Source organism: Sediminicola sp. YIK13, from assembly GCF_001430825.1.
Classification (GTDB): domain Bacteria; phylum Bacteroidota; class Bacteroidia; order Flavobacteriales; family Flavobacteriaceae; genus Sediminicola.
On record NZ_CP010535.1, the window covers coordinates 3,255,201 to 3,278,109 of the forward strand.

Consider the following 22,909-nt stretch of genomic DNA (forward strand, 5'->3'; position numbering starts at 1 on the left):
TATCTTATCCTACTTTTACCAGGTTCATATGATGAAGTATGTAATGTTATTTCTGATGGGCACAATTGCGGCCCAGGGTTGGTCCCAGGAAATTCCTGCGAGCGCTCCGGTGGACGATAAATACCTGGAGGATCAATTTTATCTGGGTGTCACTTACAATTTGTTGCTCAACAAGCCAATGGACATAACACAAAGGAATCTATCCTACGGGATCATGGGAGGGATTATCAAAGATATTCCCTTGAACGATGACCGAAACTTTGGTCTTGGAATTGGAGCGGGCTATGCCCTCAATTCCTATTACACCAACCTTTTTGCAGAAGAGGTCAATGGAGAGATATCATATGCTGGCCTTACTTCCAGTGATAATTTTAAACGGAGCAAGCTGGAGACCCATGTCATTGAATTTCCACTTGAAATAAGATGGAGAAACTCCAACGCAACAGATTATAAATTCTGGCGTGTATATGCCGGGGCAAAACTGGGATATATATTTGAAGGCAGGTCTAAGTTTGTCGACGATACGGGGAAGACAGGATTCTCCAATCCAGATATCAAAAAGCTGCAATATGGTCTAATGTTCAATGTGGGCTATAACACCTGGAACATACATATCTATTATGCCCTCAGTAGGCTATTGGAAGATGGTGTTGTTTTGGATACTATGGAGCCTATAGAGGTGAGACCTCTTCGGATAGGAATCATTTTCTATATTTTATAACCAGAATTTTAAGGTCATTAATTGGGTAATGGAGCCGATTAAAAATCCGACAAATAATTCAGACCGGCTATGTGCCCTTAAGAATAGTCTTGAGGTGGCTACCAACCCCGTTGCCAATGTCAATGCACTTATGGCGATTACTACGTTTATTTCAAAATGAATGCTAAGACTAATGAGGTACATCAATAAGCTGCCCATTCCCATAAGGTGCACACTGCTCTTAAATTTAAAGAACAATAGCAATAGGCAGGACAAGGCTGCCGTAATTAGCCCAAAAAAGAAGTAAAAGAGCTCACTGGAGTAGTTATTTGGTATCACCTTATAAACTATCATTAAAAGCAGGGATATGCTTATATAGAGCGTGTATTTGCGTTCTTGGATGGTAGGCATAAAAACGGAGGTGACCATTCCCAGATTCCGCAAAATAAAATAGCAGATAATAGGGATGATTACGGTAAGAATAAAGATGGGAAGGATATTCCCGCTCTGCATCTCCAAGGGGGTGTATTTGGGGGTGATGATAAAGTACATCAATGTGCCTCCAATGGGAATGAACAAAGGATGGAACAAATACGAGATTATCTGAAAAAAGGCCCTCATTATATTTCCTTTCTCATCCTTGCTACCGGGATGCCCAATTGTTCCCTGTATTTGGCTACTGTCCTCCTAGCGATAGGGTACCCTTTGTCCTTTAGAATGGCCGCTAATTTGTCATCGGTCAAAGGTTTTCTTTTTGTTTCATCCCTAATAACGGTTTCCAAGATTTTTTTGATTTCCTTGGTAGAGACATCTTCCCCTTGCTCATTTTTCATGGATTCAGAAAAATAATCCTTGATCAATCTGGTTCCATAAGGGGTGTCCACATACTTGCTATTGGCGACCCGGGAAACTGTAGAGACATCCATTCCGATCTCATCGGCGATATCTTTAAGGATCATGGGGCGCAACTTGCGTTCATCCCCAGTAAGAAAAAATTCCCGTTGATAGTTCATGATGGAATTCATGGTCACATAAAGGGTTTGCTGCCTTTGTTTAATGGCATCAATAAACCATTTGGCGGCATCCAACTTCTGTTTGATGAACATGACGGTATCCTTTTGTGACTTGGATTTGTCCTTGGCGTTCTTGTAGCCTTCCAGCATGTTGTTGTACTCCCTTGACACATGCAGTTCAGGGGCGTTTCTGCCATTGAGGGTCAGTTCCAGTTCGCCATCTACTATTCGTATGGAAAAGTCGGGTACAATATGTTCTATCATTCTGGTATTTCCAGAATAAGAACCGCCGGGTTTTGGATTTAAGCGTTCAATTTCTGTAATGGCTTCCTTTAAGGTCTCTTCAGAGATATTGTGCTTTTGAATAAGTTTGGCGTAGTGCTTTTTGGTGAACTGCTCAAAAGATTTTTCCAAAATGGCAATGGCCAGTTCCGTATTGGGAGTAGGATCTTTTCTTTTTAATTGAATGATAAGGCACTCCTCCAAACTGGTGGCGCCAACTCCTGGAGGATCCAATTCTTGAACGATCCTCAATATTTTTTCTACCGTTTTTTCATCGGTATATATGTTTTGCGTAAAGGCAAGGTCGTCCGTTATGTCCGAAATACTCCTGCGGATATACCCGCTTTCATCAACACTTCCTACCAGGAATTCTGCAATGGCCCACTCATCATCACTGAGGTAAACGGTGTTCAGCTGGTTTATGAGGTACTGGGTAAAGGAAATGCCAGCAGCATAGGGAATGGTGCGTTCCTCATCATCTGAGCTGTAGTTGTTTGCCTGCGTCCTATAATCGGGCACTTCGTCATCACTCAAATATTCATCAATATTAATGTCCTCAGCAGCTATGTTTTCACTGTCGGAATCGTCTTCATAGAGGTCATCATACTCATCCTCCTGATTTTCAATTTCCTCCTTTCCCGTTTCCAAGGCCGGATTTTCTTCCAGCTCCTGCTTCAAACGTTGTTCAAAGGCTAGCGTAGGTAATTGAATTAACTTCATCAGCTGAATTTGCTGTGGAGATAATTTTTGTGATAACTTAAACTGTAAGTGTTGCTTCAGCATATTTGGGTTGCAGGCTTTCTTATAAAGTTACAGAATTCCAATTAGAATTCCGCATTCTGTGGTGTTCTAGGAAACGGAATTACATCCCTAATATTACCCATCCCGGTTGTAAATAGCACCAAACGTTCAAAACCTAGTCCAAAACCACTGTGAACTGCCGTTCCAAACTTTCGTAGGTCTAAATACCACCATAGTTCTTTTTCATCTATGCCCAACTCACTGATTTTCTGTTTTAGGACATCTAGGCGTTCCTCTCTTTGGGAGCCACCCACGATTTCGCCTATCCCAGGGAAAAGTATATCCATGGCCCTGACCGTCTTGCCGTCTTCGTTCAAACGCATATAGAAAGCTTTGATCTTAGCTGGGTAATCAAAAAGTATTACGGGGCACTGAAAATGTTTTTCCACCAAATAACGCTCGTGCTCACTTTGCAGATCTGCACCCCATTCTTCGATGATATATTTGAATTTTTTCTTTTTGTTCGGCTTGCAATTCTTTAGGATATCTATGGCCTCTGTATAGGACACCCTTTTAAAATTATTATCGGCCACAAACTTTAATTTTTCAATTAAAGCCATTTCACTTCGCTCGGCTTGTGGTTTGGATTTTTCCTCATCCAACAAGCGCTGCTCCAAAAACTGAAGGTCTTCTATGCAATGCTCCAACACATATTTGATCACATTTTTGATGAAGTCTTCCGAAAGGTCCATGTTGGCATCCAGATCGTTAAAGGCAACTTCAGGTTCCACCATCCAAAATTCCGCCAAATGTCTTGAGGTGTTCGAATTTTCTGCCCTGAAGGTTGGACCAAAAGTATACACCTTGCCCAAGGCCATGGCATAAGCTTCGGCTTCCAATTGTCCTGATACGGTAAGATTGGTTTCCTTACCAAAGAAATCTTCTTTATAATCCACTTCCCCAGTTTCTGTCAAAGGTGGATTTTTGGCATCCAAGGTGCTTACTCGGAACATTTCACCTGCCCCTTCCGCATCGGATCCCGTTACAATAGGAGTGTGCACGTAATAAAATCCGTTCTCCCTAAAATATTGGTGAATGGCAAAGGATAGGGCAGAACGCACGCGCATCACGGCACTAAAGGTATTGGTCCTGATCCTAAGATGTGCCTTTTCCCTTAGGAATTCCAAGGAGTGTTTTTTGGGTTGTATAGGATAAGTCTCTGGGTCTGCCGTTCCCAAAACCACCAGATTTTTGACCTGAACCTCTAGAGATTGGCCTTTTCCCTGACTTTCCACCAGTGTTCCGGTCACTTTTAGGGCGGCACCAGTAGATATTTGTTTTAAAAGATGATCTTCAAAATCTTCAAAATTGACAACACATTGAATGTTGCTGAGTGTTGAGCCATCGTTTAATGCAATGAACCGGTTACTTCTAAAAGTTTTTACCCACCCAAAAACGGTGACTTCCTGTAATACATTTTTTCCGCTCAAGAGCTCTTGGATACTTTGTGATTTCATTTGAAAATACTTCTAATTAAATATTGTAAAGATAGTTTTTTGGTAAATAGTGACCGCATTGGCAACTTTATAATACTGCTTTGTACGGTTTAAATAATTTATTTTTCTGTGCTATTGAGTTCCTCTTTGGGAAGAATATCAATCTGTGGTTCTTTAAGAACGGTTTTATTGGCTATGCTTCGTTCTAAGGACAGCAATAAACTTGGCAATAAAATAAGGTTGGCCAGCATGGCGAACAATAATGTTGCCGATACCAAGGCCCCTAATGCCACTGTGCCCCCAAAGCTGGATATCATAAATACCGAAAAGCCGAAAAATAGAACAATAGAGGTATAGAACATACTTACTCCAGTCTCCCTCAAGGCGGCATAAACGGATTTTTTGATCCTCCATTGGTTCGCGGTCAGTTCTTGCCGGTATTTGGCAAGGAAATGTATGGTATCATCCACCGAAATTCCAAATGCAATACTAAATACCAAAATGGTAGATGGTTTTATGGGAACCCCTGCAAAGCCCATGACCCCTGCGGTAATTACCAATGGCAAAAGGTTGGGGATCAAAGAAATTACGATCATTCTGAAGGAACGGAACAAATAGGCCATAAAAAGTCCGATCAGGAAAATGGCCAGGGCAAGGGACATCACCAGATTTTTCACCAAGTATTTGGTTCCCTTTAGAAATAATAGGGCTTTTCCTGTGAGATAGACATTATACCGGTCTGCTGGAAAAATTTTGTCTATGTTCTCCTGGAGCTTGCCTTGGATTTCTTCCATGCGCTCCGTTTTCACGTCCCTCATATAAGTGGTGATCCTCGCGGTCTGTCCAGTACTGTCCACGAAGCTCTTCAATAGGTTGCCATCATTGGACGATTTTCTCGCTACGTCCATGATAAATGTGCTTTCCTGTGTGGTGGGCAACTGGTAGTATTTCGGAATGCCATTGTAAAAGGCCTGTTTGGAATATTTGACCATATTGACCACGGAAATGGGTTTGGATAATTCGGGAATTTCTTGGATGACTTCTCCAATTTGGTCCATTTTCCGTAAGTTGGCAGATTTAAGAACCCCTTTTTTGCGCTCCGTATCCACTACAATTTCTACGGGCATAATGCCATCAAATTCCTCCTCAAAGAATCGTATATCTTTAAAGAATTCTGCATTTTTTGGCATGTCCTCAATAGGGCTCCCCGAAATTTTTATTTGGTACATCCCAATGATGCTGACCACTAGAAGTGCTATAGAGGTGACATAGACCGAAATTCTTCTTTCCCTGACTATTCGTTCCATCCAGTTCACGAATGTCTCTATCCATTTAGTGTTCAAATGCTTTAAATGCTTGGTCTTGGGAAGGGACATAAAACTGTAAACGATAGGGATGATCAAAAGGGACAGGATAAAAATCCCAATGATGTTCATAGATGCCACTATACCAAATTCCTTTAGGAGTTTGCTGTCCGTAATGATAAAGGTGGCAAAACCTGATGCGGTGGTGATATTGGTCATAAGGGTGGCATTCCCAATCTTGGAAATTACACGTTGTAAGGAAAGGGCCTGGTTTCCATGTTTCTTAACTTCCTGTTGGTACTTGTTGATCAGGAAAATACAATTGGGAATACCTATCACAATGATAAGGGGCGGTATCAGGGCCGTTAATACCGTAATTTCATATCGCAACAGACCGAGGATTCCAAACGCCCACATCACACCGATAATCACCACGAACATGGAAATAAAGGTGGCCCTAAAACTCCTAAAGAAAAAGAAGAAGATCAATGAGGTTACCCCTAAAGCGGCCAAGATAAATTTCCCTATTTCGTCTATGATATTCTGGGAATTCATGGTCCTTACATAGGGCATTCCTGAAATACGGACGTCCATGCCCGTTTCCTTTTCGAAATTGGCAATCAGTTTGTTGAAATCTTGAAGAATGAAATCTTTTCGCACCGAAGTGTTCACAATATCCTTGTCCAAATAGATCAAGGTCCTTACCGTTTTGCTCTCTTTGTTGAAGATGACATCGTCATAAAAAGGCAGGTCGTTGAACAGGTGGTTGGTGAGGCTATCGATTTCTCTTTTTGTGGTAGGCGTATTTTTGATAAAGGGCCTCAAGGTAAACTCTTGTTTTTCGTTGTCCTTTTCCAATTCCTGCAAATTGTCTGTTGACAACACAAAATCTACTTCAGGAAAGGCGTCCAACTGCTTACTGAGCTTGTTCCATCGGTTGAACTTCTCAGGAGTGAACAAGGTGCTGTCGCGGACCGCAATGACCACCACATTTCCTTCTTCACCAAATTGTTCCAAGAAAGATAGATATTCCAAGTTGATGGGATGGTCGTCCGGCAACAGATTGGCTTCTGAATTGGAAAATCGCATATTCTGCCACTGAAGTGCAAGGAAAACCGTAATTACAGCAATGAGTATTAAGATCAAGATTCTATTGCGGAGGATCAGCCTGGCCGTTTTTGCCCAGAACCCTTGTGTTAGCTTAGCTACCATTGAGATTTTTTATAGTTGTCAAAGGTAAAAAATCATTGCTAACGTACCTAAAAACCAGAACCGAAATAATAGGTGAATTTAAAGGAGATATTATCGTCGAAAGTAGGCAGATGATAGGCCCCATGTCTGTAAAAAAAGCTTAGACCAAAACCTGCCAAAATCCTGTTCAATTCAACGCCGCTTTCAAAATATCCTTTATTCAGCGAACCAAAATTTAGGCCTACATGATTTTCAATATTTGAAATATCACCAATTACACTTCTTGTGATCAGGGCCAATTGGGGCCTAATGCGACCACTGATCTTGAAGGGTCTTAGGGTATGTCTTATTTGCCCCATGATAAAGCGGTCCGAGAAGAATTCATCAAAGAACATAGTTTCGAAACTTTCCCTTCCGGTAACCGAAAATCGGTCCATGATAACACCTCCGTCTGGTTGGTTTGGAGAGGTGTGGTACAGGTGGGTAAGCGGGATGTCCCCGAAAGCAAAGCCGCTATTGAGCAAAATTTCCGTTCTGGTCTTATTGAGGGATCTTTTGACATAAAAGGCCTTGAAGTTGAACTTTGTAAAAGTAAAGTCGCCATCCAAAACGTTGGGGAGACTTTGTGTAACTTGGAGGGTGAACTGGGGAAACCCATCCTTTAGGGTTCTCTTTTCCTCTTGGGCCTGCATATATTCAGAAAACGGGTTCCACTGAAAACTTAGGGTGGCCTCGGTCAAATCATACGAAGTATAATTCTGTCCATCCAACACATAGGTGTAATTGTAAGTGGGGTCATTAAAGCTTTTGGAGAATTGTAGCCTGCTGTTCAGTTTGGGGGTGAAATCATGGTCCAAGTACACCGAAGTGTTTTTGGTGGCATAAAAAGAAGAAATATTGAACAACCGTGGCTCAAACAAATAGAAAGTTCGCTTGTCTGTAATATATTTTGAGCTCCCAGACTCTACAAGGTCATCGGTGTAATTGATGCCCAACCAAGTATTGTATTCCTTGTTCAGCCTGGTCGTTGCCCCAAAACTATATTTGAACTTTTGGTCCAAGGTGCCGTAAACAGCATACCCGTTGAGAAAAAGTTTGTTGGAAAAATTAGTGTTGGTGATGGCGCCAAGACCAAGTCTAAAGGCTTCGTAATTATTGTATTTGAGAATATACCTCAAATCAAAATCAAAGTATTTGGTAGGGTAATATCCCTGCAACAGTTTTCTCGTGCGGTTCAATCTTGGTTCCACGTTATTTTGATCCACCAAACTATCCATATAAACATAGGTTTCTTTACCCAGAGGGGTGATGGTATCTGTTCTAAACGTGTTCCAAAAGACCTCGTCCCTCTGGTAAGCGTCATCTTCAATCTTAATGGCAAGGCCTTTTCTTTTGATTTTTAAGGGAGGGTTGAGGGCAACATCAAAATTATGCTCCTCGGAGATAAGATATACGAGATCTTCGGCATTCTGGGGATTGGAATGCACCAAGGTAGAGTCTTGTTGGCCCTTTCTGATTTCAAATCTATTTCCTAAAAAGGATAGGCTTTTAGGGGTCTCACCTTTTTTGATTTTTATTTCTTTACTGTTCGGGAACCAGATATTTTCTTCGGGATAGTACTTAAAGGTCTGGGTAGCCCTTACATCAAAAACCTCCTTGGTCTGGGCAATGGCTTTTTGAAGTGCGTAGGTGCTTGTATTGATGTAAAGAACGCCTTCTAGACCTTTAGTTTGACTTTGATCTTTAGGGGAATAGTAGATCATAAATGCAGATGACGCCCCGTCTTTGGTCACCTCTAATATTTTATAGTTGTATTTTTTTAGGCCTAAGGCAGAAAGTGGATTGATATATTCATTTTCCAAAAGGATATAATCGGAGTCATAAAAAGAAAAGGATTGGAATTGAAGTCCCAGAACTTCATAAATAGGCTCCTTAAAACCAGCCATGCGGATTGCCTTAATGGTCTTTTGCCTGCCATTGTCTTTGGTGAATTTATGGGAGGAGGCCTCTTCCCCGAAATATAGGTGTGATCTGGTAAGTTGTCTTTTTAAATTAAAATTGGTGGAATCTAATTCTTTAAAGCGCAATGTGCCATTGTCCCGCACATAGATGGAATCAATGGCCGGATTAATGGAATCTACCGGTGCAGTGACCAAAAGCTTGTGGTAGGTCTTAAAGGAATAACTGTCCAGTATTTTTTCTGGGTTGTTCGTTTTTTTATAGGCGATGGCATTTTTAATGATCTCCTCGGTAGATTGTACATAGGAATTTAGGACCACTTCATCCAAGACCACCATGGATTGGTCCAATAGGATGGTGTAAAAAGTTTGGTCTGGGGTAATGACAATTTCCAGAGGAGCGTAACCAATATAACGCACTTGGATCAGGCTAATGTCATTGGCACTTTCCAAGACAAATTGGCCATCAAAATCTGTAATGGTGCCGGAGCCTTTGTTGGGTTCAATAGAGGCAAAGGGCAAGGGTTGGTTGGTTTTCCTGTCCTTGACTATGCCGGATATTGTTTGGGACCAAGTCAGCGTTGTGAAAAATAATACGAAATAGAGTAAGGCGTTTTTCACAAGTATATTGTAGTTAAGGATATTTAAAAAAACAAAGAGCGACTCATATGGCGCTCTTTGTTCAATTAGCTAATCATACGATTAGACTTTCATTATTTCAATTTCTTTAATACCCAGAACCGAGTCAATTTTTTTAATGTATGTATTGGTAAGTTCTTGGATATCTGCCTCAGCATTTTTTTGTAAATCTTCGGAGATATCAGCGTTTCTTATTTCTTTGTTGGCTTCCTGTCTCGCATTACGAATTCCAATTTTGGCATCTTCGGCTTCCGCTTTGGCTTGTTTTACCAAGTCCTTTCTGCGCTCTTCGGTAAGGGGCGGCACATTGATGATAATGTTGTCACCATTGTTCATGGGGTTGAATCCCAAGTTGGCGTTCATGATCGCTTTTTCAATTTCATGAAGCATGTTTTTCTCCCATGGCTGAACGGATATTGTTCTTGCATCCGGGGTATTTACGTTCGCAATTTGTCCTAATGGAGTTTGAGAGCCATAATATTCAACCATTACACTGGAGAGCATTATTGGGCTCGCTTTTCCGGCCCTGATTTTTACAAACGCCTTTTCCAAATGTTTCATGGCAGCATCCATAGATTCTTTGGCCGTATCAATAATAAAACTTATCTCTTCGTTCATATATGCTAAAATTTAAAAACTAATCTATCTAAAAGTAACAAAAATTAAATGTTTACCATGGTACCAACATTCTCTCCGGAAACTATCTTAAGAAGATTTCCTTTTTTGTTCATGTCAAAAACCACTATCGGGAGCTCATTTTCTTGGCTCAAAGTGAACGCTGTGGTGTCCATAACCTTTAACCCTTTGTTCAGCACATCCGTAAAGGAAATGGTATTGAACTTGGTGGCATTTTTGTCTTTTTCTGGATCTGAGCTATAAATCCCATCAACTCTTGTTCCTTTAAGGATTACATCGGCTTCAATTTCAATAGCTCTAAGGACAGCGGCAGAATCTGTGGTGAAATAAGGATTACCAGTTCCTCCTCCAAAGATCACAACCCTTCCTTTTTCCAAATGTCTTATTGCTCTTCTTCTGATAAATGGTTCGGCAACCTCGTTGATTTTTATGGCTGACTGCAGGCGGGTAGGGATACCTTTTACCTCAAGGGCACTTTGCAGTGCAAGGCCATTGATAACCGTTGCCAACATCCCCATATGGTCTCCTTGAACTCTATCTATGCCATTGTTCTCCCCAGATAAACCTCTGAAAATATTTCCACCACCAATAACTATGGCAACTTCTACTCCCTTATCAACTATAATTTTTATTTCCTCGGCATACTCGGAAAGGCGTTTTGGGTCAATTCCATATTGTCTTTCCCCCATTAATGCTTCTCCGCTAAGTTTTAGAAGTATTCTTTTATACTGCATGGTGTAATTATTGATTAAATCGGAACAAAAATAATCAAAATAATTTATGGAAGCCTTTGTATGTCCTTTATGTAGTCTTAATTATTTGTAAAGAGAGATGATTGTGTCCTATTATTTTATATTCTTGTGGAAAATTTCGGGATTGTACTTTGCGGCCCGAGACAAACGTCTTAAAATTCTAAAATGAAAAAAACGATATTGATTATCCTTGCTGGATTATCGCTAATGGGTTGCGGTGCATCCAAGAACTTGGTGCCTGCCTCCAATAGTCCTGTTATGACCTCTATAGATTTAGTGAATGTTGTGGATGATCGGGTCAAGGTGAGTGTAGATCCCGGCGCCTTTACCACAGATAATGTTGCTTTTTTTATCCCAAAAACCGTTCCTGGGACCTATAGTGAGGATAATTATGGAAAATATATCCAAAACTTTAAGGCTTATGATTATAAAGGGAGAGAATTGTCTTTCTCAAAATTGGATGACAATACCTGGAATATAAGCAATGGGAAAGCTTTGGATAAGTTAACCTATGAGGTAAACGACACCTTTGATACGGAAGGGGAAGTGCGGGAAGCCGTTTTTTCGCCTGCAGGCACCAATATTCTAAAAGGGGAGAACTTCATGCTCAATCTCCATGGCTTTATAGGCTATTTTGACGGTTTAAAAGAGGTTCCTTATGAGATTGCCATAAGCGCTCCATCTAATCTTTCGCCAACAACTTCCTTGACCAAAAAGAGCGGAACCAATGGGGTGGACACTTTTGTAGCCGGCAGGTATTTTGAGGTAATAGACAATCCTATTATGTATGCAAAAGCCACCGCTGAATCATTTGAAATAAGTGGGATCACCGTTAACTTGGTGATTTATTCCCCTAACCAGATCTATACGGCTTCAGATCTTAAGGAAAGAATGCAAACCATGATGGGGGCCCAAAAATCATTTTTGGGAGAAGTAAATAGTACCGAACAATACAATATTATTTTATACCTCTCTACACTAGGGGAGGAAGATGCGTCTGGTTTTGGGGCCTTAGAGCACCATACGTCCACCGTTGTGGTATTGCCTGAGCAAATGCCCTTGGATCGTTTGGAACAGGCCATGGTTGATGTTGTTTCCCATGAATTTTTCCATATCGTTACGCCTTTGAGTGTACATTCCAGGGAAATTCAATTTTTTGATTTTAACGATCCAAAAATGTCCGAGCATTTGTGGATGTACGAGGGTACTACCGAATATTTTGCCAATTTGTTTCAAATTCAACAGGGGCTTATTGATGAGGCAGAGTTCTACAAAAGAATTATGGACAAGATCAATAATGCCAAAAGGTATGATGATAACATGTCCTTTACGGAAATGAGCAAAAATATCTTAATGGCTCCGTATAAGGAGAACTATGCCAACGTATATGAAAAGGGGACCTTGATCAATATGGCTTTGGACATTACCTTACGTGATCTTAGTAAAGGTGAAAAAGGGGTCTTGTGGTTGCTAAAGGAGCTTTCCAAGAAATACGGAGATCAAGTTCCTTTTGAGGACAATGAGCTCATTGGGGAAATTACCGCAATGACCTATCCGGAAGTGGGAGAATTTTTTAAAACCCATGTGATTGGAAATACGCCCATTGATTACGCCGCCTATTTATCTAAAGTAGGTTTAACGATCACGGACGTAACCCAGGAGAGTGGTTATTTTTTGAATGGAGATATTCCATATATAGACGTGGATGGGAACAACGACAACGCCATTTTTATTAGGGAAGGGATCACCTTGAACAGCTTTTTTATTGATTTGGGAGCCAAGGGGGGTGACGTAATTAAGCGTATAGATGGAGTGGACATTTCCTTGGAGACTATACGACCCATTATTGGGGCGAGTTTTAGTTGGTCTGCCGATAAGGAGATACAAATGGTTGTGGCGCGTGATGGCGAGGAAATAACCTTATCCGGTAGAGTGGGCACGCCCATTGTAAAGCTGGAAACTATTGTTCCTATGGAAAACGCAACTGCAGAACAAGTGGCATTAAGGAACGTTTGGATGAAAGGCTAAGAGTGATTTGTAAAACTATAATAGAGGGGTGCTGTTCGTAAGAATGGCACCCCTTTATTTTTGATTATATGTATGACATATAATACTAAAAGTAAAATATACTTGACATATAGTAATATATATATTACTTTTATAAAAAATCAAACATTATGGAGACAAAGTATTTATTATCCAATAGGTTTAAGAGAATTGGTTGGTTATTTTTTGTTCCTGCCATTTTAATTGGAATGCCTACAGTGATCTATGAATGGGAGCCAGAATTATTTAACGTTAGTGTGGTTGCTATTTTCGTCGAGGGAATAGGAGAGGCGTTTAAAATCATCGGCATTCAGACAAATAATATTTTTAATGAGATCGTGGGGGTTGTTTTGATTGTGAGTGGGCTGCTGGTGGCATTTTCAAAGGAAAAGGATGAGGATGAATTTATAAGCAGCATAAGGTTATCCTCATTGGTTTGGGCAACGTATTGGAATTATGGCATCTTGCTATTGGCACTTATACTAGTTTACGACATTACTTTTTATTGGGTAATGCTTTTTAATATGTTTACCGTATTGATACTTTTTATTGCAAAGTTTAATTGGTCTGTATGGAGATCCAGAAAAATGGTTGGAAATGAGGAATAGTATTAAGGTAGAGAGGGCCAAGAAGAATATCACCCAGGCACAGTTGGCGGATATGGCCAAGGTGAGCCGGCAGACGATAAACACGATGGAATTGGGAAAGTATGTTCCCTCAACAACCCTTGCTTTACGTTTATCAAAGATTTTTGAAGTTTCGGTAAATGATTTGTTTCAACTCGACGAAGGGGATTGGGAGTAATGTAAAAAAGTGAGGCATAAAAAAACCGCTTCTTATGGAAGCGGTTTTTTAATTTATATAAGGAAGAGCTTACCCTAGGGCAACTCTTTTAAATCCTGTAATTTCAAGGTTTGAATCTACAGATTTTACATATTGTGCAACACTTTGTTTGCTGTCTTTAATGAAATCTTGGTTTACCAAGGTGTTATCTTTAAAGAAACGGTTCAATTTACCTTTAGCGATATTGTCCAACATAGCTTCTGGCTTGCCTTCTTGACGCAATTGGTCTTTGGCTATCTCTATTTCTTTGTCGATGATAGATTGGTCTACACCAGCTTCGTTCAAAGCAACCGGGTTCATTGCAGCAGCTTGCATAGCAACATCTTTAGCTGCAACATCTGCACCATCAACAGAAGCAGAAAGTCCAACCAATGTGGCTATTTTGTTTCCTGCGTGGATGTATGATCCTACAAAAGGAGCACTCAATCTCTCGAAACCACCTATTTCAAGTTTTTCTCCGATAACGCCAGTTTGCTCAATAAGTTTCTCCTGTACTGTGATGCCTTTGAAGTCTGCAGCAAGAAAATCTTCTTTTTTGTCAAAATTCAAAGCAAGATCAGCAAGTTCGTTGGCCAAAGTCACGAAAGATTCGTTTTTAGCTACGAAGTCGGTCTCACAGTTCAAAGAGATAACAACACCAGAGGTATTGTCAGTACTAACCTTTGCAATAGCTGCTCCTTCTGAAGATTCTCTGTCAGCTCTATTGGCAGCTACTTTTTGACCTTTTTTACGTAGAATCTCAATTGCAGTTTCGAAATTACCTTCAGCTTCCACTAAGGCTTTTTTACAATCCATCATTCCAGCACCTGTGGTCTGTCTTAATTTATTTACTTCTGCAGCGGTAATCTTTACCATTTTGTGTATGTTTTAATATTGCCCTAAAAGAATTACGTGGTACGCAATTTGGTTTAGGGCAATGTTAAATTAATATTTAGTTTATAGTATGGAAAAAGGGGATTATTCTACACCACCTTTTACAGTTTCTTGCCATTCTTTAAGCTCTGCCCATTTACCTTCAGCAGCCATTTTTGCTTGCTTGGCCCATGAAGCTGGGTTATTGGAAGCAAAAGTAGAACCAGCTTCAACCAAGATTTCTTTTAAGTCATCTTCAGTTTTGGAAGCAAGATCAGCAAAAGTCATAATGCCTTGCTCATTGAAAACTTCGGCAATTTTTGGACCGATACCTTCAATTTTAGTCAAGTCATCCGGTTTTGCAGCTTTTTTAGGAGCAGCAGCCTTAGGCTCTTCTTTCTCTGTTTTCTCCGACTTACGTTCTGCCAATCCTTCGATAATAGCATTTGAAACGTGTGACAAGATAGCATCGATAGATTTAGAAGCATCATCATTGGATGGGATCAAATAATCGATAGGTCTTGGATCGGAATTGGTATCTACCATAGCAAAAATTGGAATGTTCAATTTTAATGCTTCTTTAACGGCGATGTGCTCGCGCATGGTATCTACGATGAACAAAGCAGCAGGTAGACGTGTCATTTCAGAAATGGAACCTAAGTTCTTCTCCAATTTTGCACGTAAACGCTCAACTTGCAAACGCTCTTTCTTAGAAAGGGTGTTGAAAGTACCATCTTTCTTCATTCTATCGATAGAGGCCATTTTTTTAACGGCTTTACGGATAGTTACAAAGTTGGTCAACATTCCACCAGGCCATCTTTCAGTGATGTAAGGCATGTTTGCGTTTCCAGCTTTTTCAGCTACGATGTCTTTTGCTTGTTTCTTGGTAGCAACGAAAAGAATTTTTCTACCAGATGCTGCAATTTTTTTAAGGGCTTCATTGGCCTCTTCTAATTTTGCAACAGTTTTGTATAAGTTGATAACGTGAATCCCGTTACGCTCCATATAGATATAAGGAGCCATGTTTGGATTCCATTTTCTTGTAAGGTGACCAAAATGTACACCTGCCTCTAGAAGGTCTTTTACTTCAATATTGTTTGCCATTTTTTTGTACTAGTTTACGTTCTGTTGAATTAGCAATACTAAAGTGGTACATCATTATAATGTAGCCTTCAGCATTTAGATGCTAAACTATGCTCCAAAGTGTCTTACGTGCTCCTTTGGGACAACGACAACATGGTTTAAATTTATCCTAAACTGGTTAGGATATATCAATGAACTTTAATGAATTGCTAAGGTTGCCCTAAGCTTTTTTTGGATCAATATGTAGGGGATTGATCCCACCCACCGCAATACTTTAAACAATAAAGTATTAACGTTTCGAGAACTGGAATTTCTTACGAGCTTTCTTCTGACCGAATTTCTTACGTTCAACCATTCTTGGATCTCTAGTAAGAAGGCCTTCTGGCTTCAAAACAAGTCTGTGTTCAGCATCCATTTCACATAGAGCTCTAGATAAAGCTAAGCGGATCGCTTCTGCTTGTCCAGTGATACCACCACCATAAACATTGACTTTTACGTCAAAATTATCGTCGTTGCTTGTCAATGCGAAAGGCTGTTTTACTTTGTACTGCAATGTAGCAGTAGGAAAGTATACATTCAAGTCTTTTTTGTTGATTGTGATGTTTCCTTTACCTTCTGAAACATAAACACGAGCAACAGCGGTTTTCCTTCTACCGATTTTGTGAATTACTTCCATTACTTAAATTCGTTTAAGTTAATTGCTGTTGGTTTTTGCGCTTCTTGGTTGTGCTCAGATCCTACATACACTTTTAGATTTCTGAAAAGTTCAGCACCTAATTTGTTCTTAGGCAACATCCCTTTTACAGCTTTCTCAATAACTTGCGCAGGATTTTTTTCCATCAACTCACTAGCAGTCTGTGACCTTTGTCCTCCAGGATACCCTGTGTGGCGTATGTAGGTCTTTGACTCTAATTTGTTTCCAGAAAGTTTGATTTTTTCTGAATTGATAACGATTACGTTATCTCCACAATCAACGTGCGGTGTAAAATTAGGCTTGTACTTTCCTCGTAGCATTTTAGCCACTTTGGAAGCCAATCTTCCTAATGTTTCCCCTTCAGCATCAACCAATAACCATTCCTTCTGAACGGTAGCTTTATTGGCCGAAATTGTCTTATAGCTTAATGTGTCCACACTAATTTATTTATTTATTAAACACTTCAATCCCGTTAAACGGGCTGCAAATGTACAACTATTAACTTGAAATACAAATGGTTGTTTGGTATTATTTTTAAAGAAAATATAGGGGTTAAAGATCGGAAATTAATTTGATGTAAGTTACACCTTTAGAACTTCTTATTTTTCTGCTATAAACAAGATCCCCATAATAGGGTGTCACTTGGACTAATAGCGCACGATGTTTTTACAGTGAAGACCTTGTTGGGTGGTTCAAAATTGAAATAAATGTCCGTTTTATGCGTTAGATCATAGAATTAATACATAAAATATGATCAAACGTACTATGTTAAGTCTTGTATTTGTGGCCCTCCTTGGTCTTTCTTGTTCATCGGATAAAGATAACGCTATGGGAGCTACTTCCATTGAGGGTACTTGGGATGTGGCAGAATTAAAGGTCAATGATTTAAACAATCAGGATCTTTTATTTGCAAAGGGAATTTTTGATGTCTTGATCGCACAGGATTGTGAGTTATTGGCACTAACCTTTAGGGCCGATGGTACGTTGATCACCAGAAGTGGTGTAAGCGATATTGAGATCGATTTCAATGCAACATCCATCCCTTGTCCTACAAGTTTTGAGGAAGAAGATGCAACATGGAGCTTGGAAGGTGACCAGCTGACCATTACCGATGCTACTGGTATGGCGGAGACGGCTACCATACAGCTTACTAGTAGCAGCCTGATTGTTGCTGGGGAGGATATCGAAGCAGAAAGCCTAACGGGAACAGAGATCGTCTTCAAGAAAAGATAGAATAAAAATTATAACATAATACAAAAGCCCTTTTGGAAATCCAAAAGGGCTTTTTGTTTTTGTAAGTAATCAAAAAAGCACCCCGCAAGGAGGTGCTTTTTTACTAACTCAAATAATAATTAAAGGGGATTTTTAAATGTAATTAATTCTGATCACCAGGACCTATATTAGGGTTTGCATCAATTTCTGCCTGTGGAATCTTGAAGATCCAATTGTTATTCACAGAAGGTCTTTCTTGTTGGAAACCGTCTTGATAAAGAACCTGTGAAGCTCCAGAACCACCATTGGCAGCATGATCTATACCTTCATCCCAACGTATTTTGTCTGTGTATAAAAAACCTTCTCCCCATAATTCTACACCACGTTGAAACTTAATGTGATCCATTAATGCATCTTGTGTAGTATAAATAGTAGGGTCATAGGCGCTATCTCGTGCTTCTCCCAATGGTCTTAGGGCAGCTTGCGCAGCAGCAATATTATTCAACATGGTTTCTGCTTCTGCTTCTATCAAATACATTTCAGAAGAACGCATGTAAATGATGTCATCCGGATCGATTGTTCCAGGATTCTTTTGTAACATTTTAACATGCATGTATGGGTGTTCGTTATGGGCAGATGTCCAGCCATATAAATCTCTGTAAAATACTTCTGCCGCATTAAATTCTTCTTCAGTAGTATATAATGGGTTGGTGTTATTGGCCCATCCACCTTCTCCGTTGGCTGCTGATGTATTCGTATTTGGTGCATCTATTAAAAACACATCTTTTCTGTAATCGGTATCAGGAATTGCATCAACCAATCTTTTATCAGCAATTTTAGGATTGTTTCTATTTTGACTTCCGTTAAAGGTATTACACATTAGGTAGAAGTACGAACGGAAGAATGTTGTTTCCGTGTCAATAACGTTGCTACCCCAGATCACCTCTGGTAATAGGGTGGTGTTAAACCCAGATTTCCAATCGGTTTCATCCATTAAAGGATAATTTGCACGGGCTATTTTTGCAGCATCGGCAGCAGTGCGCCAGTCGCCACTATTTAAGGCGATACGTGCTTTAAGTCCGTAAGCAACATCAATATTCAATTGAGATTTGCCAGCTGCAGATCCGGTTGGTCTTGAAGTGGCTTCTTCAAAATAGGAAATTGCGGTATCAATATCCAATCTCATTTGGTCATAGATCTCTTGAACAGTTGATCTTGGTGCGCTTGTGTATGGGGCTTCGGATGCAAATAACAATGGCACTCCAGGATCTGTGGAAGGGCTTCCTATTAGATAGCCTTTCGCATAGTGTTGAACCAATGAAAGATAAGCGTAAGCTCTGTAGGTGTAAGCTTGGCCTATAATTTCTTTTAGCCTCGCGTCCTCCGGAATAGAACCGTCTGTTGCCTTGTTTATAATAGCATTTGAACTTGCGATAATATTATAACGATGATACCATAAGATTTCATTCGTTAATGAGGTTTGATCTGTGTGATCTAGCCATTGTGCTGTTGTTCTCCAGCCCAAATTATTTGCATTTGCGGAATGAATTATACCACCTCCTAAAGCATCGCCCATGGGTACCCAAAAGTGTTCCCCAGCCCGAGCGGTATTACCTCCAGGGAGGATTGTTTGTGATTGGGAGTACAATCCACGGTGCAACCCATTAAGAATAAGCGCCATGTTTTCTGCAGTAGCCAAAGCATCAGCAGAAGATATAGCATCCGTTGGTTTTGTTTCGAGAAAATCATCGTCACACGACGTTACTGTAATAGCTGCTATTACTAGTAACATATATTTTATATTTCTTAACATCATTATTAAGTTTTTTTGTTATTGATTTATTAAAATGCCACGTTTAAACCAAAAGAAATAATTCTTGCAGGATTAAAATCGTTACCAGCAGCAGTTCCCCCTAAGTTGAACTGAGGATTCAATCCTGATCTCTTACTCTTTAGAAATAAATTTTCTCCAGATACTGACAATCGTAAGTTATCAACCCCTATTTTTTCGGCAATCTTATTATCAAAGCTGTACCCTAGGTTCACGTTTTTCAATGACCAGAAGGAAGCGTCTGTTAAAAACCGATCAGATTGTGTTCTCACCAAACCATTGTTCCCGCTTTCTAATCTAGGAACATCAGTTATGTCCCCTGGCTGACGCCACGACTTTAAAATGTCTGGGTGGTAAGAACTTCCGAAATTTCCACTGTGCATCATCGCAGAATACCCGTTGTCCAAGAATTTACCACCAATACCGTAGGTAAATAAGACGTCTAACGAAAATCCTTTGTAACTAATACTATTGGCTATAGAACCTAGAAGATCCGGTATCGAAGAATCTCCGGTATAAGCTCTCTCTGTCTCTGTCCAATCGTTGGTGGTTTCTACATCGCCATTGGCATCTAAAACAGGAACACTGTTGTTATTTTCATCCAATTCGTACAATTCAAATAATTGATCTCCGTTTGCAGGATCAACACCGGCTGTTCTCAACAAAAAGAAATCAAATCTAGATCTGCCTACATCCCATCTCTTGGATCCATTAACGAACGGATCTGGTAAACTGGTAATCTCATTTTTAAAAGTTGAAGCTTGGAAAGATATGTCCCAATTGAAATCACTCCTATTGATTAGATGCGTTGTTAAGCCAATTTCCCAACCAGAGTTGTACATGTCCCCTACATTTGATGGGAATGAATTTAATCCGTTACTCAAGGCAATTGGTAAATCATATAATAAGTCAGAAGAATTTCTCTTGTAATATTCTACCGTTCCGTCCAAGAAATTATTGAACATAGTAAATTCAAGTGCCAAATCAAAACTCTCTACGGTTTCCCATTGTAAGTCTGCATTCCCTATTTCTTGCCATATGATGGCAGGGCTACCTGCATTGGAAGTTAAACCATACCTAGGTTGAGATAGGAAGAAATCTCCCAAATCATCATTTCCAACTTCACCATAAGATCCTCTTAACTTCAATTGATCTATAAAAGAAACGTTTTCCATGAATTTCTCTTGGTCTATTCTCCAAGAAGCTCCTACGGAGTAAAAAGTACCCCATCTCGAATCAGCACTAAATACAGATGAAGCATCTCTTCTAACGGAACCGCTTACATAGTATTTATTTTCAAAGTTATAGTTGGCTCTTAAAAAGTACCCTTCAATTGTTTTGTTGGTAGTAGAACCCCCTAATTGAACCGGCGTAGCAAAGTTGTCAAATTCAAAGATTCCTTCAGCAGTCTGCTCAACAGCTAGGGCATTGATACTGGAAAAGGTTCTGTCGAAACTTTCATGTCCAGCAGTAATATCTATATTATGGGTATTATTGAAGCTTTTGGTGTAGGTTAAAAGTTGGTTGAAATTCTCTACCTCTCTTCTAAACCTAACTTCACTATATCTTCCTGTCGGTTGTGCATCACCAATAAGGTTGTTTTCGTATTCTTTTTCAAGGCCTTCATTGATGTCCCTTCCGTAATTGAACCTTAGGTTAAGGCCGTCTAAAATTTTAAATTCTGTATAGAATCTAAAGCCATAGGTATTGTCTTTGTCTCTTTCATCGTTTAACAGAAGCTCTTGTAAGGCATGACGCCCTTGGCTTATAGGTCTAGAACCTATATTGAATTCTGGAAAACCTTCTCCATTATCAAAAACAGGATTTCCTGCAGCATCACGCACTATATTCCCTTGTAGGTCATTTACGTAAACCGGATAGATAGAACCTATGTTCTTTGCGAATCCAAATGGATTAACGATACTTCCTGTCCCAGCAGAACTTGGTCCTACCGCCTCGGAAATAGTAATATTTGTACTACCCCCCATCTTAATGTAATCATTGACGTCAAAATCTGCGTTCAAACGGGTCGTTAATCGATCGAATTTAGAAGAAACAACAAATCCCTCTTCTTCTAGATAAGACGCAGAGAAAAATACCTTGTGCTTTTCACCACCACCCGAAACATTCACGTTATAATTTTGTCGTACCCCGGTGCGTTGCAAAACATCATACCAATCCAAGCTGTCATAGATGACGTTTGCATTAGGATTTAATTGCCCATTGGTCCCAACGATTTGATCGTTTGGCACATCAAAAGGATTATACCCTAAGCTATTGAAAATGTTGGCAGAGGCATAAGCAGGGTCTCCTCCTCCAGCACTGGAATTTTTTAAGGCTTCCCACATGGTTTCGTAATATTGACCTGGGGAAAGCTCATCATAAAAGGGGATACCGGCAGATACCAGACCATATTGTGTGGAAGCAGATACCTTAATTTCTCCTCTTGTACCACTCTTGGTTGTGATTAAAACAACCCCGTTGGCTGCTCTTGATCCATATAGAGATGTTGAAGCCGCATCTTTAAGAATGGTAAATGATGCAATATCTTCTTGGTTGATTGTGTTTAAAGCACCTTCGTACTGAACACCATCCACAATAAATAGGGGGTCAGAACTACCGTTAAGGGTTCCAACTCCTCTAATAACTATTCCTGGAGATGAGCCTGGTTGTCCGGAAGCTGATGTAAATTGAACACCTGTTGCTCTACCTTCGATGGCTGCAATAGGTGAGGTAACGCTTCTGATTTCAAGATCTTTTGCGCCAATAACACTGGCGGATCCAGTAAATGCCTCTTTAGTAGACGTACCATAAGCAGTTACGATAACTTCATCAAGTGCCTCCGCATCTTCTTCCATTTGAAGATTAATAGTGTTTGAAGCACCAATAGTTCTTTCGGCAGTTTTTTGCCCGAGATAAGTGAACTTTAATTTTTGACCTACTTCCGCATTAATGCTGAAATTTCCGTCAAAATCAGTTTGTGTTCCTCTTGTAGTTCCAACAATTACTACCGACACCCCTGGTAATGGAGCTCCGTCAGTGGCGGAAGTTACTGTTCCGGTAATTGTCTTTTGTTGTGAAAATCCGATTTGTGCTACAAACACCAGAAATAAGGTGAGTAACCATGGGTTTTTGAATTTCATTAGGTTTGATTTTAGAATTAGTCTTCTGCTAAGATTTCACTTTATTGTTCCATTAGCTAAATATTAACATTTTTTTTAGTCACTTTTAACATAAAAACCCTGACGAGGGAGGTTTTTGAGTCAATTTTTGAATTTAAATATATATCGAACTGCATGATTTTTTTTACCAAAAGCACGACAAAAGGTTGATTTTTTATAAAACTTGACTTTAAGGAAGTGGATAAAAATTTGACCAACTAAATGGTAGAAGTGTATGCCCGAAAAACACCAATTAAGGTAAAATTAATAGAATTAATGATGAAGAATACGCCATGTCATGGTTAAAGATTGGTGTCGGCTTCAGCTAGCTCTTCCAATTTTTTGATTAGCTATCCTAGTGATCAGTTTGTTAGAAAAAAAATATATTCTTTTTAGTCTTTAGTCCTGGGGCTTATTTGTTTTTGATAAAGACAACAGGGGTGTAACCTTCTATGGCGGAGCACAAAGGTTGTTC

Annotated in this window: 18 protein-coding genes; 5 read left to right on the forward strand and 13 right to left on the reverse strand. The window is 39.8% G+C overall.

Going from position 1 to position 22,909, the window contains the following annotated elements:
• Nucleotides 1–28: 28 nt before the first annotated feature.
• Nucleotides 29–721, forward strand: a complete 693-nt coding sequence (locus SB49_RS14510) for a porin family protein (protein ID WP_062058000.1) — start codon at nucleotides 29–31, stop codon at nucleotides 719–721.
• Here the strand turns inward: SB49_RS14510 and SB49_RS14515 are convergent.
• The 7 genes from SB49_RS14515 to pyrH all read right to left on the reverse strand — a co-directional run bounded on the left by SB49_RS14515 (nucleotide 716) and on the right by pyrH (nucleotide 10,694).
• A complete protein-coding gene (locus tag SB49_RS14515; protein WP_062058003.1) occupies nucleotides 716–1,321 on the reverse strand; it encodes a hypothetical protein in 606 nt (201 codons plus the stop codon). The two genes, SB49_RS14510 and SB49_RS14515, sit on opposite strands and share 6 nt — an antisense overlap.
• Nucleotides 1,321–2,778, reverse strand: a complete 1,458-nt coding sequence (gene rpoN / locus SB49_RS14520) for an RNA polymerase factor sigma-54 (RefSeq protein ID WP_062058006.1) — start codon at nucleotides 2,776–2,778, stop codon at nucleotides 1,321–1,323. The genes SB49_RS14515 and rpoN overlap by 1 nt, the downstream gene beginning before the upstream one ends.
• 41 nt (nucleotides 2,779–2,819) lie before the next feature.
• Nucleotides 2,820–4,253: an asparagine--tRNA ligase gene (gene asnS, locus SB49_RS14525; RefSeq protein WP_062058009.1), complete on the reverse strand. Its 1,434-nt coding sequence runs from the start codon at nucleotides 4,251–4,253 to the stop codon at nucleotides 2,820–2,822.
• A 98-nt stretch (nucleotides 4,254–4,351) separates the two neighbouring features.
• Nucleotides 4,352–6,748 carry an efflux RND transporter permease subunit gene (locus SB49_RS14530; RefSeq protein ID WP_062058012.1) on the reverse strand — a complete coding sequence of 799 codons (2,397 nt, stop codon included), beginning with the start codon at nucleotides 6,746–6,748 and terminating at the stop codon, nucleotides 4,352–4,354.
• Between the two features lie 47 nt (nucleotides 6,749–6,795).
• Nucleotides 6,796–9,306: a DUF5686 family protein gene (locus SB49_RS14535; protein ID WP_062058015.1), complete on the reverse strand. Its 2,511-nt coding sequence runs from the start codon at nucleotides 9,304–9,306 to the stop codon at nucleotides 6,796–6,798.
• 81 nt (nucleotides 9,307–9,387) lie between these two features.
• Nucleotides 9,388–9,942: a ribosome recycling factor gene (gene frr / locus SB49_RS14540; RefSeq protein WP_062058019.1), complete on the reverse strand. Its 555-nt coding sequence runs from the start codon at nucleotides 9,940–9,942 to the stop codon at nucleotides 9,388–9,390.
• A gap of 44 nt (nucleotides 9,943–9,986) precedes the next feature.
• Nucleotides 9,987–10,694 (reverse strand): UMP kinase, encoded by a 708-nt coding sequence (pyrH, locus tag SB49_RS14545; RefSeq protein ID WP_062058021.1) that lies wholly within the window; start codon nucleotides 10,692–10,694, stop codon nucleotides 9,987–9,989.
• 183 nt (nucleotides 10,695–10,877) lie between these two features.
• Here pyrH and SB49_RS14550 point away from each other — a divergent pair, with 183 nt between their 5' ends.
• The 3 genes from SB49_RS14550 to SB49_RS14560 all read left to right on the forward strand — a co-directional run bounded on the left by SB49_RS14550 (nucleotide 10,878) and on the right by SB49_RS14560 (nucleotide 13,562).
• A complete protein-coding gene (locus tag SB49_RS14550) occupies nucleotides 10,878–12,740 on the forward strand; it encodes a M61 family metallopeptidase (RefSeq protein ID WP_062058024.1) in 1,863 nt (620 codons plus the stop codon).
• Between the two features lie 149 nt (nucleotides 12,741–12,889).
• Nucleotides 12,890–13,366, forward strand: a complete 477-nt coding sequence (locus SB49_RS14555; protein WP_062058027.1) for a hypothetical protein — start codon at nucleotides 12,890–12,892, stop codon at nucleotides 13,364–13,366.
• Nucleotides 13,356–13,562: a helix-turn-helix transcriptional regulator gene (locus tag SB49_RS14560; RefSeq protein ID WP_062058030.1), complete on the forward strand. Its 207-nt coding sequence runs from the start codon at nucleotides 13,356–13,358 to the stop codon at nucleotides 13,560–13,562. Before SB49_RS14555 ends, SB49_RS14560 begins: the two co-directional genes overlap by 11 nt.
• 69 nt (nucleotides 13,563–13,631) lie before the next feature.
• On the opposite strand, the gene tsf is transcribed toward SB49_RS14560, so the two are convergent.
• The 4 genes from tsf to rplM form a co-directional block, all read right to left on the reverse strand.
• Nucleotides 13,632–14,456, reverse strand: a complete 825-nt coding sequence (tsf, locus tag SB49_RS14565; RefSeq protein ID WP_062058033.1) for a translation elongation factor Ts — start codon at nucleotides 14,454–14,456, stop codon at nucleotides 13,632–13,634.
• Nucleotides 14,457–14,558: 102 nt separating this feature from the next.
• The gene (gene rpsB, locus SB49_RS14570; protein ID WP_062058036.1) at nucleotides 14,559–15,557 is read right to left on the reverse strand and encodes a 30S ribosomal protein S2; all 999 of its coding nucleotides are present in this window, start codon (nucleotides 15,555–15,557) and stop codon (nucleotides 14,559–14,561) included.
• Nucleotides 15,558–15,825: 268 nt separating this feature from the next.
• Complete coding sequence (gene rpsI / locus SB49_RS14575) at nucleotides 15,826–16,212, reverse strand: 30S ribosomal protein S9 (RefSeq protein WP_062058039.1); 387 nt, start codon at nucleotides 16,210–16,212, stop codon at nucleotides 15,826–15,828.
• Nucleotides 16,212–16,667, reverse strand: coding sequence for a 50S ribosomal protein L13 (rplM, locus tag SB49_RS14580; RefSeq protein ID WP_062058041.1), 456 nt, complete (start codon nucleotides 16,665–16,667; stop codon nucleotides 16,212–16,214). The genes rpsI and rplM overlap by 1 nt, the downstream gene beginning before the upstream one ends.
• A gap of 313 nt (nucleotides 16,668–16,980) precedes the next feature.
• On the opposite strand from rplM, the gene SB49_RS14585 reads away from it, so the two are divergent.
• The gene (locus SB49_RS14585; protein ID WP_062058044.1) at nucleotides 16,981–17,463 is read left to right on the forward strand and encodes a lipocalin family protein; all 483 of its coding nucleotides are present in this window, start codon (nucleotides 16,981–16,983) and stop codon (nucleotides 17,461–17,463) included.
• A gap of 142 nt (nucleotides 17,464–17,605) precedes the next feature.
• Here the strand turns inward: SB49_RS14585 and SB49_RS14590 are convergent, their stop codons facing one another.
• Complete coding sequence (locus SB49_RS14590) at nucleotides 17,606–19,255, reverse strand: RagB/SusD family nutrient uptake outer membrane protein (RefSeq protein ID WP_062059283.1); 1,650 nt, start codon at nucleotides 19,253–19,255, stop codon at nucleotides 17,606–17,608.
• A 29-nt stretch (nucleotides 19,256–19,284) separates the two neighbouring features.
• Entirely contained in the window at nucleotides 19,285–22,416 is a 3,132-nt protein-coding gene (locus SB49_RS14595) for a SusC/RagA family TonB-linked outer membrane protein (protein WP_062058047.1), read from the reverse strand.
• Nucleotides 22,417–22,909: the final 493 nt, after the last annotated feature.

Excerpts from the sequence above, each read along its gene's own strand:
- SB49_RS14510 (WP_062058000.1), top strand. The coding sequence starts at position 29 with ATGATGAAGTATGTAATGTTATTTCTGATGGGCACAATTGCGGCCCAG.
- SB49_RS14515 (WP_062058003.1), bottom strand. The coding sequence starts at position 1,321 with ATGAGGGCCTTTTTTCAGATAATCTCGTATTTGTTCCATCCTTTGTTC.
- rpoN (WP_062058006.1), bottom strand. The coding sequence starts at position 2,778 with ATGCTGAAGCAACACTTACAGTTTAAGTTATCACAAAAATTATCTCCA.
- asnS (WP_062058009.1), bottom strand. The coding sequence starts at position 4,253 with ATGAAATCACAAAGTATCCAAGAGCTCTTGAGCGGAAAAAATGTATTA.
- SB49_RS14530 (WP_062058012.1), bottom strand. The coding sequence starts at position 6,748 with ATGGTAGCTAAGCTAACACAAGGGTTCTGGGCAAAAACGGCCAGGCTG.
- frr (WP_062058019.1), bottom strand. The coding sequence starts at position 9,942 with ATGAACGAAGAGATAAGTTTTATTATTGATACGGCCAAAGAATCTATG.
- pyrH (WP_062058021.1), bottom strand. The coding sequence starts at position 10,694 with ATGCAGTATAAAAGAATACTTCTAAAACTTAGCGGAGAAGCATTAATG.
- SB49_RS14550 (WP_062058024.1), top strand. The coding sequence starts at position 10,878 with ATGAAAAAAACGATATTGATTATCCTTGCTGGATTATCGCTAATGGGT.
- SB49_RS14555 (WP_062058027.1), top strand. The coding sequence starts at position 12,890 with ATGGAGACAAAGTATTTATTATCCAATAGGTTTAAGAGAATTGGTTGG.
- SB49_RS14560 (WP_062058030.1), top strand. The coding sequence starts at position 13,356 with ATGAGGAATAGTATTAAGGTAGAGAGGGCCAAGAAGAATATCACCCAG.
- tsf (WP_062058033.1), bottom strand. The coding sequence starts at position 14,456 with ATGGTAAAGATTACCGCTGCAGAAGTAAATAAATTAAGACAGACCACA.
- rpsB (WP_062058036.1), bottom strand. The coding sequence starts at position 15,557 with ATGGCAAACAATATTGAAGTAAAAGACCTTCTAGAGGCAGGTGTACAT.
- rpsI (WP_062058039.1), bottom strand. The coding sequence starts at position 16,212 with ATGGAAGTAATTCACAAAATCGGTAGAAGGAAAACCGCTGTTGCTCGT.
- SB49_RS14585 (WP_062058044.1), top strand. The coding sequence starts at position 16,981 with ATGATCAAACGTACTATGTTAAGTCTTGTATTTGTGGCCCTCCTTGGT.
- SB49_RS14590 (WP_062059283.1), bottom strand. The coding sequence starts at position 19,255 with ATGTTAAGAAATATAAAATATATGTTACTAGTAATAGCAGCTATTACA.
- SB49_RS14595 (WP_062058047.1), bottom strand. The coding sequence starts at position 22,416 with ATGAAATTCAAAAACCCATGGTTACTCACCTTATTTCTGGTGTTTGTA.